Origin of the sequence: Actinomycetospora corticicola (assembly GCF_013409505.1) — a bacterium.
Classification (GTDB): Bacteria; Actinomycetota; Actinomycetes; order Mycobacteriales; family Pseudonocardiaceae; genus Actinomycetospora; species Actinomycetospora corticicola.
Window position 1 is genome coordinate 152,841 of record NZ_JACCBN010000001.1, and the last position, 14,296, is coordinate 167,136.

At 73.1% G+C, this 14,296-nt stretch carries 13 protein-coding genes; 8 read left to right on the forward strand and 5 right to left on the reverse strand.

What is annotated here, in order from left to right; translation table 11 throughout:
* Positions 1–303: 303 nt before the first annotated feature.
* The gene (locus BJ983_RS00685) at positions 304–2,493 is read right to left on the reverse strand and encodes an MFS transporter (RefSeq protein WP_179792032.1); all 2,190 of its coding nucleotides are present in this window, start codon (positions 2,491–2,493) and stop codon (positions 304–306) included.
* 140 nt (positions 2,494–2,633) lie between these two features.
* Between BJ983_RS00685 and BJ983_RS00690 the strand changes: the two genes are divergently transcribed.
* From BJ983_RS00690 to BJ983_RS00705, 4 genes are all read left to right on the forward strand, one after another.
* The gene (locus BJ983_RS00690; protein ID WP_179792033.1) at positions 2,634–3,122 is read left to right on the forward strand and encodes a DoxX family membrane protein; all 489 of its coding nucleotides are present in this window, start codon (positions 2,634–2,636) and stop codon (positions 3,120–3,122) included.
* A gap of 63 nt (positions 3,123–3,185) precedes the next feature.
* Positions 3,186–4,352 (forward strand): amidohydrolase family protein, encoded by a 1,167-nt coding sequence (locus BJ983_RS00695; protein WP_179792034.1) that lies wholly within the window; start codon positions 3,186–3,188, stop codon positions 4,350–4,352.
* A gap of 40 nt (positions 4,353–4,392) precedes the next feature.
* Entirely contained in the window at positions 4,393–5,160 is a 768-nt protein-coding gene (locus tag BJ983_RS00700) for a glucose 1-dehydrogenase (protein ID WP_179792035.1), read from the forward strand.
* 72 nt (positions 5,161–5,232) lie between these two features.
* On the forward strand, positions 5,233–5,694 hold the full coding sequence (locus tag BJ983_RS00705; RefSeq protein WP_179792036.1) for an SRPBCC family protein: 462 nt from the start codon (positions 5,233–5,235) through the stop codon (positions 5,692–5,694).
* Positions 5,695–5,738: 44 nt separating this feature from the next.
* Here BJ983_RS00705 and BJ983_RS00710 read toward each other — a convergent pair whose 3' ends face one another.
* The gene (locus BJ983_RS00710) at positions 5,739–6,536 is read right to left on the reverse strand and encodes an SDR family oxidoreductase (RefSeq protein WP_343053579.1); all 798 of its coding nucleotides are present in this window, start codon (positions 6,534–6,536) and stop codon (positions 5,739–5,741) included.
* Complete coding sequence (locus BJ983_RS00715; RefSeq protein WP_218890608.1) at positions 6,533–7,711, reverse strand: LLM class flavin-dependent oxidoreductase; 1,179 nt, start codon at positions 7,709–7,711, stop codon at positions 6,533–6,535. The genes BJ983_RS00710 and BJ983_RS00715 overlap by 4 nt, the downstream gene beginning before the upstream one ends.
* 216 nt (positions 7,712–7,927) lie before the next feature.
* On the opposite strand from BJ983_RS00715, the gene BJ983_RS00720 reads away from it, so the two are divergent.
* Positions 7,928–9,133 (forward strand): MFS transporter, encoded by a 1,206-nt coding sequence (locus BJ983_RS00720; RefSeq protein ID WP_179792038.1) that lies wholly within the window; start codon positions 7,928–7,930, stop codon positions 9,131–9,133.
* Here the strand turns inward: BJ983_RS00720 and BJ983_RS00725 are convergent.
* Both BJ983_RS00725 and BJ983_RS00730 read right to left on the reverse strand, forming a co-directional pair.
* Complete coding sequence (locus BJ983_RS00725; protein ID WP_179792039.1) at positions 9,082–10,704, reverse strand: flavin-containing monooxygenase; 1,623 nt, start codon at positions 10,702–10,704, stop codon at positions 9,082–9,084. The genes BJ983_RS00720 and BJ983_RS00725 overlap by 52 nt on opposite strands.
* 111 nt (positions 10,705–10,815) lie before the next feature.
* Entirely contained in the window at positions 10,816–11,583 is a 768-nt protein-coding gene (locus tag BJ983_RS00730; protein WP_179792040.1) for a crotonase/enoyl-CoA hydratase family protein, read from the reverse strand.
* A gap of 63 nt (positions 11,584–11,646) precedes the next feature.
* On the opposite strand from BJ983_RS00730, the gene BJ983_RS00735 reads away from it, so the two are divergent.
* The 3 genes from BJ983_RS00735 to BJ983_RS00745 are packed head-to-tail and all read left to right on the forward strand — an operon-like array spanning position 11,647 to position 14,272.
* On the forward strand, positions 11,647–12,420 hold the full coding sequence (locus BJ983_RS00735; RefSeq protein ID WP_179792041.1) for a nuclear transport factor 2 family protein: 774 nt from the start codon (positions 11,647–11,649) through the stop codon (positions 12,418–12,420).
* Positions 12,417–13,436, forward strand: a complete 1,020-nt coding sequence (locus BJ983_RS00740) for an alpha/beta hydrolase (protein WP_179792042.1) — start codon at positions 12,417–12,419, stop codon at positions 13,434–13,436. Before BJ983_RS00735 ends, BJ983_RS00740 begins: the two co-directional genes overlap by 4 nt.
* A complete protein-coding gene (locus tag BJ983_RS00745; protein WP_179792043.1) occupies positions 13,433–14,272 on the forward strand; it encodes a 3-hydroxyacyl-CoA dehydrogenase family protein in 840 nt (279 codons plus the stop codon). Before BJ983_RS00740 ends, BJ983_RS00745 begins: the two co-directional genes overlap by 4 nt.
* Positions 14,273–14,296 lie beyond the last annotated feature (24 nt).

Here is a 14,296-nt window from a genome sequence, read left to right on the forward strand (position 1 = left end):
GTCGAGGTGGCCGTCCGGAGGTCGCCGTGTACGCGCCGTAGGTCCCGCTCGGCGATCCGGGGAGCCGATGGCCACTCGATGAGATCATCGACCACGACGGCGAGGATCGGCTGCCCCGGTCTGCCGGGCCCGTGCTGCACCACACGGAGCAGCAGCTCCTGTGACCCGGATCACGCTACAGCTCGATCGTCGGCACGGCCCGTCCCGACGGCGGGTGTGGCCGGTCTGGTGCGCCGGAGACAGCGGTGGCCCACCGCTGACATCGGATGTCAGCGGTGGGCCACGGCTGTCAGGTGCTGTGCCCTACGAGCCCGCCACCGGCGTCCGGGCGCCGCGGCCCGTCGCCTCCAGCACCACGTCGTGCCGGGTGCCGCCGACGCCGATCGTCAGCGTCTCCGCCCGCGGGGCGTGGCCGGGCGCGGAGCAGATCAGCAGCGCCGTCCCGGGGCGGGCGCGCAGGGTGAAGCCGCCCTCCGAGTCGGTGCGGGCGCGGCCGATCTGCCGGCCGCTCGCGTCGGTGGCGGTGAGGGTCGCGCCGACCGGGCGGCCGTCGGCCGTGGTGACGCGCCCGCTGAGGACGGCCCCCGACGACGTGCCGTTCCTGCCTCCGGACGGCGACGACGCGTCGGCGGCGCGAGGGGTGGCGGCCGCACCCGTCGTCGCGAACTCCGCGGTGTCGGCCGTGTCGTCGGCGTCGATCGCGGCGGGCGCCGCGTGCGAGACCGTGGGCGCGGGGAGGGCGGGGCCGGCCGGGTCGCCCTCGGCGGGCTCGACCCGGTCGGCGGCGTCGTCCTGCCCGTGCACGTACTTGCCGCCGCGGAAGAGCGAGGCGATCGCGCCGACCAGCGAGACCGCGATGGCGACCGCGAACACGACCACGAGGCCGTCGTGGAAGGCGCCGGTGACGAGGTTCGGGAAGAACTGCTTGCCGACCAGCGTCGCGGCGTTGCCGGGCGGCAGCGCGCCGAGCACCTGCGGGCCGAGGATCTCCGCCATCGGGTTGTAGCCGAGGAACGCGGCGAACAGGGTGCCGACCGGCGGCAGCGCCGCGACCTGCTGCGCCACCGGGAGCGGGACGTTCTGCGCGGTCAGCCCGCCCAGCAGCGCCGCGGGCATCGAGGAGGCGAGGCCCGCGATCAGCATCGAGAAGAAGATGCCGATGGAAAGCGCCATGCCGGAGTTCTGCAGCGTCGACATCATGCCGCTGCCGGCGCCGCGCTGGTCGGCGGGCAGCGAGTTCATGATCCCGGTCATGTTGGGGGAGATGAACAGGCCCGACCCGACGCCGTTGACGAACAGGATCGCCGCGAACCACCAGTAGTTGAAGTCCGTGGGCAGCAGGAGCAGCCCGACGAAGGTCAGGGCCACGATCACGAGGCCGCCGGTGGCGAAGAGCCGTGCGCCGAACCGGTCGGAGAGCACGCCGGAGATCGGCGCCGAGATCAGGAAGCCCACGGTCAGCGGCAGCATGTAGATGGCCGACCAGAGCGGCGTCTGCTCGTAGTCGTACCCGTGCAGCGGCAGCCAGATCCCCTGCAGCCAGATGATGAGCATGAACTGCAGGCCGCCGCGGGAGAGCGCGCTCATCAGCGTCGCGACCAGGCCCGAGGTGAAGGCCCGGATCCGGAACAGCTCGAGGTGGAACATCGGCTGGTCGACCCGGGTCTCGACGAAGCAGAAGACCGCCAGCACGACGACGCCGCCGATGAGGCAGGTCAGAACGAACGGGTTGGTCCAGCCCTCGGCGTGACCGCCGTAGGGCTGGATCGCGTAGATCACGCCGACGAGCAGCAGGATCAGCCCGACGCCGAAGGTCAGGTTGCCCCACCAGTCGATCTTGTGCTCCCGACGACCGGCGGGGTCGCGCAGGGTCTTGTAGGCCCAGATCGTGCCGAGCACGCCGAAGGGCACGCTGACCCAGAACACCAGGCGCCAGTCGACCTCGGAGAGCACGCCACCGACGAGCAGGCCGATGAACGACCCGCCGATCGCCGCCACCGAGTTGGTGCCGATCGCGAAGCCGCGCCGCTCGGCGGGGAAGGCGTCGGTGAGGATCGCGGTCGCGTTCGCCATGAGCATCGCACCGCCGATGCCCTGCACGACGCGCACGAGGATCAGCCACAGCGCGCCGCCGCCCCCGGAGAACGGGTCGAGGGCCAGCGCGATCGAGGCGACGGTGAACACCGCGAAGCCGGCGTTGTAGATCTTCGCGCGCCCGTACATGTCGCCGAAGCGGCCCAGCGTGACCACCAGCACCGCGGTGACCAGCATGTAGCCCATGATCATCCACAGCAGGTAGCTGATGTTGCCGGGCTCGAGCGGGTTGATGCCGATGCCCCGGAAGATCGCGGGCAGGGAGATGAGGACGATCGACGAGTTCATCGTCGCCATCAGCACGCCGAGCGTGGTGTTCGACAGGGCGAGCCACTTGTACCCGGGGTGGTCCGGGTGGGCCCGGGAGACGGGCACGGGCTCGAGGGCGGTCGAGGTCATGGGTCGTACCCCTGATCGTTAGGGCGAGCAACGACAACCGTTGCATTGTGCACCTATCCGACCCGGTCGGCACCTGTGACGTCCGACCGGCGGAGGTCTAGGTTGATGCCACAACTGTTTGCTGACGTAACGGAGACCTCGTGAAGATCGGAATCGCCGTCCTGCGGCTCGTGGTGGGCCTGCTGTTCGTGGGCCACGGCATGCAGAAGCTCGCCGGCTGGTTCGGCGGCGGCGGGGTGGAGGGCACGGCGCAGGGGTTCGAGAGCATGGGCATCAAGCCGGGCCGCGACAACGCGGTGGCGGCGGGCGTCTCGGAGGCGGGCGGTGGGGCCCTGCTCGCGGCCGGGCTCGCGACCCCGCTCGCCGCGATGATGATCTCGGGCGCCATGGGGTCGGCGGTCTACCACGTGCACAGCGCCAACGGCCCGTGGGTCACGCAGGGCGGCTGGGAGTACAACGCCGTCCTCACCGCGGTCGTCTTCGCCGTCGCGGCCGCGGGACCGGGGGAGCTGTCGCTCGACCACGCGCTCGGCATCGAGCGCTCGGGTCCGGCCGTCGCCCTGGCCGCGATCGGGGCGGGACTGCTCGGCTCCGCCGGTGTGGCGGCGCGGGCGAGGTCGCTGGCCTGAGCGGTGTGGGGGCCGCCACGGTGCCCTCCGTGGTGGACCCCCGACCGGGCAGGGTGACCCGACGTGGACGCCGCGCTGATCAGTGGTCGCCGGGTGGTCGTCGACGCGGAGCGACCGCCGCTCGACCACGCGGCCGTCCTGGTCGCCGACGGCGCGGTCGTCACGGTCGGCCCGACGGCGGAGCTGACCGCGGCGCACCCGGAGGTCGTGCACCACGCCTTCCCGGGCTGCACCGTCCTGCCCGGGCTGATCGACGCCCACGTGCACCTGGCCTTCGAGGTCGACCGCGATCCCGTGCCCGCGCTCCGCGACGCCGACCACGACGTGCTCCGCGCGACCGTCGCCGACCACGCCGCGGCGATGCTCGCGGCCGGCATCACGTCGGTGCGCGACCTCGGCGACCGCGACGGCCTGGTCGCGGCCTTCCGCGACGAGGTGGCCTCCGGTTCCGTCCGCGGTCCACGGGTCCTGACGGCGGGTGCGCCGCTCACCCCGCCCGGCGGGCACTGCTGGTTCCTGGGCGGGGAGGTCGAGCGCGACGGCATCCGCGCGGCCGTCGCGGCACGGGCCGCGGCAGGGCTCGACGTCGTGAAGGTGATGGCGAGCGGCGGCATGATGACGCCGACCGGGCCCGGCATCGCGGACACGCAGTTCGACCTGCCGACCCTGCAGCTGGTGGTCGCGGCCGCGCGTGAGGTCGGGCTGCCCGTGGCGGCGCACGCGCACGGGACCACGTCGATCGCGATGGCGGCCCGCGCGGGCGTGGACACCGTCGAGCACGCCGGGTGGTACGGGGCCGACGGCGGCCGCAACCGCGACGACGCCGTCGCCGAGGAGCTCGCCGCGAGCGGGGCGGTCACCGTGCCGACCCGGTTCCGCGGCTGGCCGGACTGGCCGGCGGAGGAGCTCGAGGCCGCGCTCGACCGGCAGCGGTGGGCCGATGCGCACGGCATCCCGGTCATTGTCGGGAACGACGCGGGAGCCGGCAGGGGACGGTTCGACGACCTGCACGACGCGCTGACCTACTACGTCGAGGTCGGGTGGACCCCGGCGCAGGTACTCGCGGCGACGACCTGCCGTTCGGCGGACGCGCTGGGGCTGGGCGACGTCACCGGGCGGCTCGTGCCGGGCCTCGCGGCGGACCTCCTCGTCGTCGACGGGGACCCGCTCGCGGACGTCCGGGCCCTCGCGCGGCCTCGCCTCGTGTGCGCCCGGGGGAGATGGGCATGATGCGGGACCGCATCGAGGTGGATCCGACGGAGGAGAACCAGTGCAGCTGTTCGACCTGACCGGCAAGGTCGCCGTGGTCACCGGCGGGACCCGCGGCATCGGGCTCATGATCGCCCGCGGCCTGCTCGACGCCGGGGCGCGCGTGTACATCAGCTCGCGCAAGGAGGCCGCCGGCGAGGACGCGGTGCGGGAGCTCTCGCCCCACGGCGACGTCGTGTCGATCCCGGCGGACGTCTCGACCGAGGGGCAGTGCAAGCACCTCGCCGCCCTCGTGCGGGAGCGGGAGTCGGCCGTGCACGTGCTCGTCAACAATGCGGGCGCGACGTGGGGAGCGCCGTTGGAGGAGTACCCGGCCGAGGCGTGGGACAAGGTCCTCGACCTGAACCTCAAGGCGCCGTTCTTCCTGACCCGCGCCTTCGTGGACCTGCTCGAGGCCTCGGGGTCGGCGGAGGAGACGGCGTCGGTGATCAACATCGGCAGCATCGACGGCCTACGCGTGACGCCGTTGCCGACCTACGCGTACTCGGCGTCGAAGGCGGGCGTGCACCAGCTGACGCGTGTCCTGGCCGCCGAGCTCGGGCCGCGGAACGTGCGGGTCAACGCGATCGCGCCGGGCCCGTTCGAGTCGAAGATGATGGCGGCGACCCTCGCCGAGCGCGGCGACGAGATCGCGGCCGCCTCGGTGCTGGGGCGCATCGGCGCGCCGGACGACATGGCAGGCGTGGCGGTGTTCCTCGCCTCGCGTGCCTCGGCGTACGTGACGGGAGCCGTGCTCCCGGTCGACGGGGGGATCTGGGCCGCGAGGTGAGCTCCGCTCCCGTGGGTTCCAGGCCCCGTCCTGACACGGATTAGTGCACACGGGCCGGAGGCACCCCCGCGCGTGAGCGATCAACGCCTCGAAGCGTCCCGCGTCGTCGACGCCCGCCCCGACCAGGTGTTCGCCTTGCTGGCGACCCCCGACCGGCACCCCGAGCTCGATGCCTCCGGCACCGTGCGCGGGTCCCGGACCCACCAGCCGTTGACGGGCGTCGGCGACGTCTTCGAGATGGAGATGCACGGCCGCGACATGGGCGACTACGTCGTCGACAACCACGTCGTGACCTTCGAGCCCGACACAGAGATCGCCTGGGCACCCGCGACACACGGCGGCGACCGGGGCGGCCAGGTGTGGGGCTACCGGCTGGAGTCGGTCGACGGCGGCGGGAGCACGCGGCTCACGCACGTCTACGACTGGTCGGGCGTGACGCTCGAGCGCCTGCTGCCCTACCTGCCGGTGGTCGACGCGGACGGCTTGGCGGCGACGCTGGACCGGGTCGCGATGTGCTTCGCAGGTGAGCACTGAGTGGGGCTATAGCCCCCGTTACTGCTCACCTGCGCGGAGCGCAATTACCAGGCGACGGCGCCGCCGTCCACCAGCAGGTTCGCGCCCGTGACGTAGGAGGCCGCCCCGCTGAGCAGGAACACGACCGGGCCGACGAGCTCCTCGGTCTCGGCCATCCGCCCGAGCGGGATGTCCTTGGTGTACGCCTGCACGTGCGGCCACACGTCCGGGTGCTTCGCCATCGGCGTCGCGGTGTAGCCGGGGCTGACCGCGTTCACGCGCACCCCGCGGTCCGCCCACTCCAGCGCCAAGGACGTCGTCAGGTGCAGCACGCCGGCCTTCGCGGCGTTGTAGTGCACCTGCGACAGGCCGCGGTTGGCGATCGTGGCCGAGATCGACCCGATGTTGACGATGCTGCCGCCGCCGTGGGCGAGCATGGCAGCGCCCTCGGCCTGGCAGCACGTGAACACGCCGGTGAGGTTGACGTCGAGCAGGCGCTGCCACTGCGCCCGGGGCATCGACTCGGCCGGGGCGTTGTCGTGCACCCCCGCGCAGTTCACCGCGTGCCGCAGCGGGCCCAGCTCGTCCTGCGCCCGCCGGACGGCCGCGGCCATCGCGTCCGCGTCGGCGACGTCGGCCTCGATCGCCACCGCACGGCGTCCGACCCCCTCGATCGCGGTGACCGTCTCCTTCAGCCCGTCGACGGAGACGTCCACGCAGGTCACGTCCGCGCCGAACTCCGCGAGGCCGAGCGCCACCCGGGCACCGATCCCGCCGGCCGCCCCCGTCACGAGGGCGACCGGGGCGCCGTCGACGTCGAGGCGGAACGACGGGGCCGGCCCCGCGGCGAAGGAGGCGGTCACGCCTGCGACACCTGACGCGACTCCCGCTCGGCCTGGTGCTTCGCGGTGAAGGCGTTGATCGCGTCCCACTGCTTCGCGGCCAGCGGGTCGCGCACGCTGCGGGTCCACGCCTCGTTCGCGAGCAGGCGCCGGTCGGTCTTCTTGAACTTCGGGATCACGTGGTTGGCGAACAGGTGGTAGTGGTGCAGGGTCGCCTCCCATGGCGCCCAGTTGTGGGCGAACATCAGGTAGGCGCCGAAGCAGCCCTTGGACTGCTCCTCGAGACGCTCGATCTGGTTGACCGCGTCGTCAACGGTGCCGATGACGCCCATGCCCGACTCGATGACGAACTCGATGCGCTCCTTGGTGGTCTCACCCTGCACGCCGAGCTGCGGCGCGGCCGCGGTGTGCTGGAGGTAGTCGAACCACTCGTTGATGCCGTACTCGACGTCCTTGATCGCCTGGTCCTTCGTGTCGGCGATGTGCATCGGGCCGACGAGGCGCCAGCCCTCACGGCTGGGCTCGGTTCCGTGCTCGGTCGCCATCTCCTGGACGACGTCCCAGTGCATGGCCAGGGCGTCGAAGCCGGCGGCGCTCATGGTCGCGCCGATCGAGATCATCCCGAGGCCGTGCTTGCCCACGAGACGGGGACCCGACGGCGAGACGATCGCAGCGGTGGCGATCTCCGGGTGCGGCCACGAGTAGGCGTCCATCTGCAGGCGCGCGTCGACCAGCTTGTAGCGGCCGGTGTCGATCGAGATCGGCTCGTCGCTGGTCAGCAGGTGCATGAGGACGTCGACGTCCTGCTCCAGGGCGGCCCGGGCGTCCGCAGGGTCGAGGCCGAACATGCCGGCGTCGGTGGCCAGGGCGCCGGGTCCGACGCCGAGGATCGTGCGGCCCCGGGTGAGGTGGTCGAGCAGGATCAGACGATCCGCGATGTGGAACGGGTTGTGGTACGGCAGCGACATCACGCCGGTCCCGAGCTTGATGTGCTTGGTCACCTGGGCGACGTGGGCGATGAAGAGCATCGGGTCGCCGATGAGTTCGACGCCGCAGGAGTGGTGCTCGCCGAACCACGCCTCGTCGAAGCCCATCTCGTCGAGGCGCTGCACGAGCTCGACGTCGCGCTGCAGCGAGTAGGTCGGGTTCTGCCCGACGGGGACGTGGTGCGGCGGCAGGAAGATGCCGAAACGCATGCGGGACACGAGGACTCCTTCGTCGGCCGGGGCTTCGCCGATGATCGAAACTGTGGCTCCGATCACCCTGTAGTCAACGTAAACGTTGACGCTCGTCGCGACAAGGGTCGGTGTCCGGTCCACCGGCGTCGTCGGGCAGGTCCGGCAGGCATCCGCGGCGACCGGCTCCGCCGCGCGCGAGGTCGGGGCGGCCTCCTGTCGGGGCACCATGGAGGCGTGGCGAGTGCAGTGACGGCCTACCGGGAGGTGCTGGCGCAGCCCGGGCTCCGGGCGCTCTACGCAGTCGGGTTCGCCGCCCGGCTCCCGCTGACCGCGACCGGGGTCGTGCTGACCCTGCACGTCGCGGTCGGGCTCGACCGCGGGTTCGCGGCGGCTGGTCTGGTCGGGGGCGCGGTCACGTTCGGGACGGTGCTCGGAGCGCCCCTGCTGGGACGGCTGATCGACCGGGTCGGCCTGCGCCCGGTCCTGCTCCTCTGCGGGCTCTCCGAGGCGGTCTTCTGGGGGCTCGCGCCTCTTCTCGACGTCGGGCCCCTCGCCGCCACGGCCTTCCTCGCGGGGGTGCTCGCCCTGCCCGCCTTCCCCGTCGTCCGCCAGTCGCTCGGCGCCGTGGCGCCCGAGGGGAGGCGGCGACCGGCCTTCGCGCTCGACGCGATGTCGGCGGAGGTCTCGTTCATCGTGGGTCCGGCGGTCGGCACCGGAGCCGTCCTCGCCCTGCCGACGCCGGTGGCGCTGTGGCTGGTGGGTGCGGGCTTCGTCCTCGCGACGGCCGCGCTCTGGTGGCTGGACCCCCCGACCCGCGCGGAGCAGGAGCGGACGGACGCGCCCTCGATGCGCCACTGGCTCGGCGCGCCGATGGTCACGGCCCTGGCGGGCGCGGTCGCCGCGGTCCTGCTGCTGTCGGCCACCGAGCTGAGCGTCGTCGCGGCGCTCACCGCGCGGGGCGAGACCGGATGGTTCGCGCTCGCGAACACGGTGTGGTGCCTCGCGTCGCTGGTCGGCGGGTTCGTCTACGGCGTCGCCACCCGGCCACCGGCACTGCCGACGCTGCTCGCGGCCCTGGCCGTGGGCACGATCCCGGTCGCGTTCGGCGGACCGTGGTGGCTCGTGACCGTGCTGATCGTCGCGGCGGGAGCGTTCTGCGCGCCGGCGCTGTCCTCATCGGCGGAGGCAGTGGGACGGCTCGCACCGGACGCCGCGCGCGGGGTCGCGACCGGCTTGCACGGCTCGGCGATCATGCTCGGCGCCGCGCTCGCCCAACCGCTCACCGGCGTGCTGATCGACCGGGTGTCCCCGACGGCGGCGCTGCTCGCCGCCGTCGGGATCTGCCTGGCGGTCGCCGCGGGCGCCGGAGCCGTGCTGCGGGCCGGCGGTCAGCCGGCCGGCACCGCCTCGCGGCTGCCGACGAACACGAAGCCCTCGTAGTCGTTGCCCGCGACCTGGTCGAGCGTGCGCCGGTACCCGCGCACCCCACCGACGTAGGGCATGAACACGCGTGGTTTCCCGGGGACCTCGGCACCCATGTAGTACGAGGCCGCCTTCGGGTACAGCGTGGCGGCCGCCCGCTCGTTGACGTGGTCGACCCAGTCGACCTCGGCCTGCGCGGACGCCTCGATCTCGTCCGCACCCTGCGCGGCCGCGTGGTCGAGCAGCCCGGCGATCCAGTCGACGTGCGCCTCGATCGACAGCAGCACGTTGGAGAGCAGGGACGGGCTGCCCGGGCCGGCGATGACGAAGAGGTTGGGGAAGCCCGAGACCCCGACGCCGAGGTAGGTGCGGGGTCCGGAGTTCCAGTGCTCGCGCAGCGTCCGGCCGCCGCGCCCGACGATCTCCGGCTTGAGCAGGGCACCCGTCATGGCGTCGAAGCCGGTGGCGAAGACAATCGTGTCCAGCTCGATCTCCTCCGCCGTCGTCCGGATGCCCTTCTCGGTGATCCGCTCGAGCGGGGTGTCGCGCATGTCGACGAGGTCGACGTTGTCCCGGTTGAAGGCCTCGAAGTAGCCGGAGTCGACCGGCGGCCGCTTCGCGCCGAAGGGGTAGCCGCGGGGCATGAGCCGCTCGGCCGTCGCCGGGTCGTCGACCTTCTCGGCGATCTTCGCGCGGATGAAGTCGGCGGCGGTGTCGTTGGCGCGCTCGTCGAGCATGAGGTCGTAGAAGGCGAGCAGGAAGCCGAAGCCCGCCGTCTTCCACTGCTCCTCGTACAGCGCGCGCCGCTCGTCCTCCGGCACCTCCACCGCGGACTGCTTGTTGGGTGCGAACCCCAGCCCGGACGGTGATCGGCGCGCCCGTTCACGCCGCTCGGAGTAGGTGGCCTTGACCTCGGCGTCGCGCTCGTCCGAGAGCGGCGCGTTGTTGGCGGGGATGGAGAAGTTCGGGGTGCGCTGGAAGACCGTGAGGTGGTCGACCTCCCGGGCGAGCACCGGGATGAGCTGCGTGCCGGACGACCCGGTGCCGATGACGCCGACGCGCTGCCCCGACAGGTCGACCGGCTCGTGCGGCCAGGCCCCGGTGTGCAGGATCCGGCCGCGGAAGTCGTCCTGGCCCTCGAGCTGTGGCTGCTTGGTCACCGACAGCTGGCCGGTCGCCATGACGAGGTACCGCGCGCTCCACGTGCCGGCCGTGTCGCCCTCGGTGGTGACGGTCCAGTGGTGCGCGTCCTCGTCGTACTCGGCGCGGGTCATCCGGGTGGAGAGGTGCACGTCGCGGCGCAGCCCGAACCGCTCCGCGACGTGGTCGACGTAGCGCAGGATCTCGGGCTGCGTCGCGTAGCGCTCGCTCCAGCGCCACTCCTGCTCGAGCTCCGGGGAGAACGAGAGCGAGTAGTCGTAGCTCTCGACGTCGCACCGCGCGCCCGGGTACCGGTTGACGTACCAGACACCTCCGAGACCGTCGTTGGCCTCGACGACCGCGACCTCGAGGCCACGCTCGCGGAAGGTGTGCAGGGTGCGGAGCCCGGCGAAACCGGCCCCCACCACGAGCATGTCGACCTGGCGCATGGACCCGAGGTTAGGTCGGCGCCCGAGGATCGTCAACGACCGTGTTGACGGTCGTCCCGACGACGGGTCGCCTGGCACGTGGGACGGCCCGCAGGGCTCCGCGGTGAGGGCTCAGTGCCCCGACCACCGGGGCGCGCGCTTCTCGCCGAACGCGCGCGCCCCCTCACGGGCGTCCTCGGTGGCCTTGATGGCGACCAGTTCGGTCTCCTGGCGCTCCCACGCCTCGTCGACGGGGAGGTCGGACGCGGCGAGCATCCGCTTCGTCGCCGCCAGGGCGAGCGGGGCGTTCCGGGCGATGCGGGCCGCCAGCTCCACCGCGGCGGTCACGGCCGCACCGGGCGCCACCAGCCGGTTGACCAGCCCCCACCGGTGGGCGTCGGCCGCGCCGAAGCGGTCGCCGGTCAGGGCGAGTTCCGCGGCCACCGAGCGGGGGATCCGGTGCGGCAGCCGCAACAACCCGCCCGAACCCGCGATCAGGCCGATACCCACCTCCGGCAGGCCGAACGACGCGTCGTCGGCCGCCACCACGAGGTCGCACGCCAGCACCAGCTCGCACCCGCCGGCCAGGGCGAACCCCTCGACCGCGGCGATCAACGGTTTCGCGGGCGGCGCCTGGGTGAGTCCGCCGAACCCGCGCCCGGGCACCTCGGGAGCGTCACCGTCGAGGAAGGCGCGCAGGTCCATCCCGCTGCAGAAGGTGCCTCCGGCCCCGGTGAGCACTCCGACCGACGAGGACGGGTCGGCGTCGAACCCGTCGAGCACCCGGGCGATCTCCCGGCTCATCGCCCCGTCGATCGCGTTCCGCCGCTCCGGGCGGTCCAGGGTGATCAGCAGGACCCCGTCGGACGGCCGCTCCGTGCGCACACCGGTGCTCTCCACCCGTGCAGCCTGGACATCATCCCGAGGCTAGTCAACACTACGGTTGACGACAGGGAGGTCATCGTGGACATCCACCCGATGGGTGCGCTGATGCGGCGCTTCGTCGTGGACTGGCTCGACCGGGCCGACCCCGAGGTCCCGCCGCAGATCATGGCGCCCGGCTACGCGATCGACATCGCGGGGGTGCAGATGCCCGGGCGGGACGCCTACCTGGAGGCGACCAGCGGCCAGCTCGCGCGCTTCCCGGGCCTGACGGTCACCGTCCACGACGCGATGTACACCCCCGACGGCCTGGCCGCGCTGCGCTTCACCGAGCACGGTGCTTCGGTGCGTGGCGGATCGGCGGCCTGGCGGGGCATCGGGCTCTTCCGGACCGAGGACGGCGTCCTGGTGCACAACGCGACCGAGGAGGACTACCTCGGCCGGCGCCGCCAGCTCCTCGCCGGCACCCCCGACCCGGTCGACCCGCCGATGGTCGCACCCTGGACCGAGCCGCCGGCCGCGCCCGACGCCGACGCCGAGCAGGTCGTCCGTCGCTGGCTCGACGCCGGCGCCCCGGTCCGGCCGGGGATCACCTACGACGACGGGATGACGCGGTCCGACCTCCTCGAGGCGCCGACGGTCGAGGTCGACACCGTCGTCGTCGCCGGACGACGGGTCGCCGTGCACGGCCTCGCGCGCGGCGCCTACGCCGGCGGGCTGCCCGAGCGTCCCGATCCCGACGGCACCGAGGTGACCCTCGGTCTCGCCGCCCTCCTCGACGTCGCCGTCGACGGGACGCTGACCGGTCACGTGGTCCGCGACCGCCTCGGCGTCCACCGGGCCCTCACCCGATGACCGCTCCGGGACGTGCCGCCGACGAAGGTGCTCGGAGCGTCAATGACTTCCCTGACGCATCCCCTGCGACGGATCGGCCATCGACGACCGGAGAGGCACGGCTCGCCCCCGAGGCCGCCGACCTGCTGCGCCGCCTCACCGAGCTCGGACTGCGGCCGTACGCCGAGGTCGGGGTGCTCGCCGCCCGGCACGCCGTCGAGGCCGCGCGATGGATGCAGGGAGAGAAGGTGGACGGGGTCGCGGTCACCGATCTCCTCGTCGACGGCGGGGACGGCCGCGTCCCGGCCCGGGTGTACCGCCCCACGGCTGCATCGAGCACGGAGGTCCCGCTCGTCGTCTGGTTCCACGGCGGCGGCTGGGTCTGCGGCAGCGTCGCGTCCGTCGACCGTCCGTGCCGGGCCATCGCGCGCGCCGCGGGCGCCGTCGTGGTCTCCGTCGAGTACCGACGCCCACCCGAGACGCCCTTCCCGGGACCGCTCGAGGACGCCGTCGCCGCGACCGCCTGGTGCGCCGACCACGCCGCAGAGCTCGGTGCGCACCCCGGCCGGGTCGTGATCGGCGGGGACAGCGCCGGTGGCAACCTCGCGGCGGCGGCCGCCCGGTGGCTGCGCGACCGGGTCGCGCGCCAGGTGCTCGTCTACCCGGTGCTCGTGCCGCCCGACGCGGCCGGCTACCCGGCGCACAACGACGGGTACCTGCTCACCCACGCCGACATGGTGTGGTTCTGGGAGCACCACCTCGACGGGCGCCCCGTAACACCGGACGCCGCCCCACTGCTCGCGTCCGACGACGAGCTCCGCGGCCTCCCGTCCGTCGCGATCGCCGTCGCCGGCTTCGACCCGTTGCACGACGAGGGCGTCACCTACGCGGAGCGGCTGCGCGCGGCCGGTGTCGACGTCGAGCTGCGCGACTGGCCGGACATGATCCACGGCTTCCTCGGCATGGCCGGGGAGCTGCCGCAGAGCGCCGGCCTCATCACCTGGATCGCCGAACGGATCGGGAGGACCACGACATGAGCGTTGCCGTCATCGGGGGCGGGACGATGGGCCGCGGGATCGCCTACGTGTTCGCCGCCGCCGGCCTGTCCACCACGGTCGTGGAGCCGGACCGGGCCCGGGCGGACGCCCTGGTCGACGAGCTCGCGCAGCGGGCGCGCACCGGCGCGGAGCGCGGCAAGCTCGACCCGACGGCCGCGGAGCGCCTGCCCGGGCTGCTCGACGTGGTCGATGGCGTGGACGAGCTCGCGACCGGCCTCGACCTCGTCGTCGAGTCCGTGCCGGAGGTCCCGGAGCTCAAGGCCGAGGTCCTGACGACGGCGGAGGCCCGCGCGCCGCGGCTGCTCGCCTCCAACACGAGCTCGATCTCGATCGACGCGCTGGCCGCGAACCTGGCCCGCCCCCAGGCCTTCCTGGGCATGCACTTCTTCAACCCGGTCTGGTCGCTGCCGCTGGTCGAGGTGGTGCGCGGCCGGGCCAGCGACGAGCAGGCGATCACCTCCGCCCAGGACTACGCCACGACGATCGGCAAGGAGTCGATCGTCGTCCGGGACGTCCCGGGCTTCGCCACCAGCCGCCTCGACAACATCGCCGCCTTCGAGGCGATGCGGATGGTGGAGGAGGAGGTGGCGACGGCGGAGGACATCGACAAGGCGGCCGTCCTCGCCTACGGCCACCCGATCGGCCCGCTCCGCCTGTCCGACGTCGTCGGGCTCGACGTGCGCCTCGACATCGCACGCCACCTGTCGGGCGTCTACGGCGAGCGCTACGCCGCCCCGGCGATCCTCGAGCGGCTCGTGGCCCAGGGCCACCTCGGCCGCAAGTCGGGGCAGGGGTTCTACCGCTGGGAGCGTTGACGACCCGGAGCGCCCGACCTAGAG

Coding starts and splice junctions, on each gene's coding strand:
- BJ983_RS00715 (WP_218890608.1), bottom strand. CDS start 7,711: ATGCGTTTCGGCATCTTCCTGCCGCCGCACCACGTCCCCGTCGGGCAG.
- BJ983_RS00745 (WP_179792043.1), top strand. CDS start 13,433: ATGAGCGTTGCCGTCATCGGGGGCGGGACGATGGGCCGCGGGATCGCC.
- BJ983_RS00740 (WP_179792042.1), top strand. CDS start 12,417: ATGACCGCTCCGGGACGTGCCGCCGACGAAGGTGCTCGGAGCGTCAAT.
- BJ983_RS00725 (WP_179792039.1), bottom strand. CDS start 10,704: ATGCGCCAGGTCGACATGCTCGTGGTGGGGGCCGGTTTCGCCGGGCTC.
- BJ983_RS00685 (WP_179792032.1), bottom strand. CDS start 2,493: ATGACCTCGACCGCCCTCGAGCCCGTGCCCGTCTCCCGGGCCCACCCG.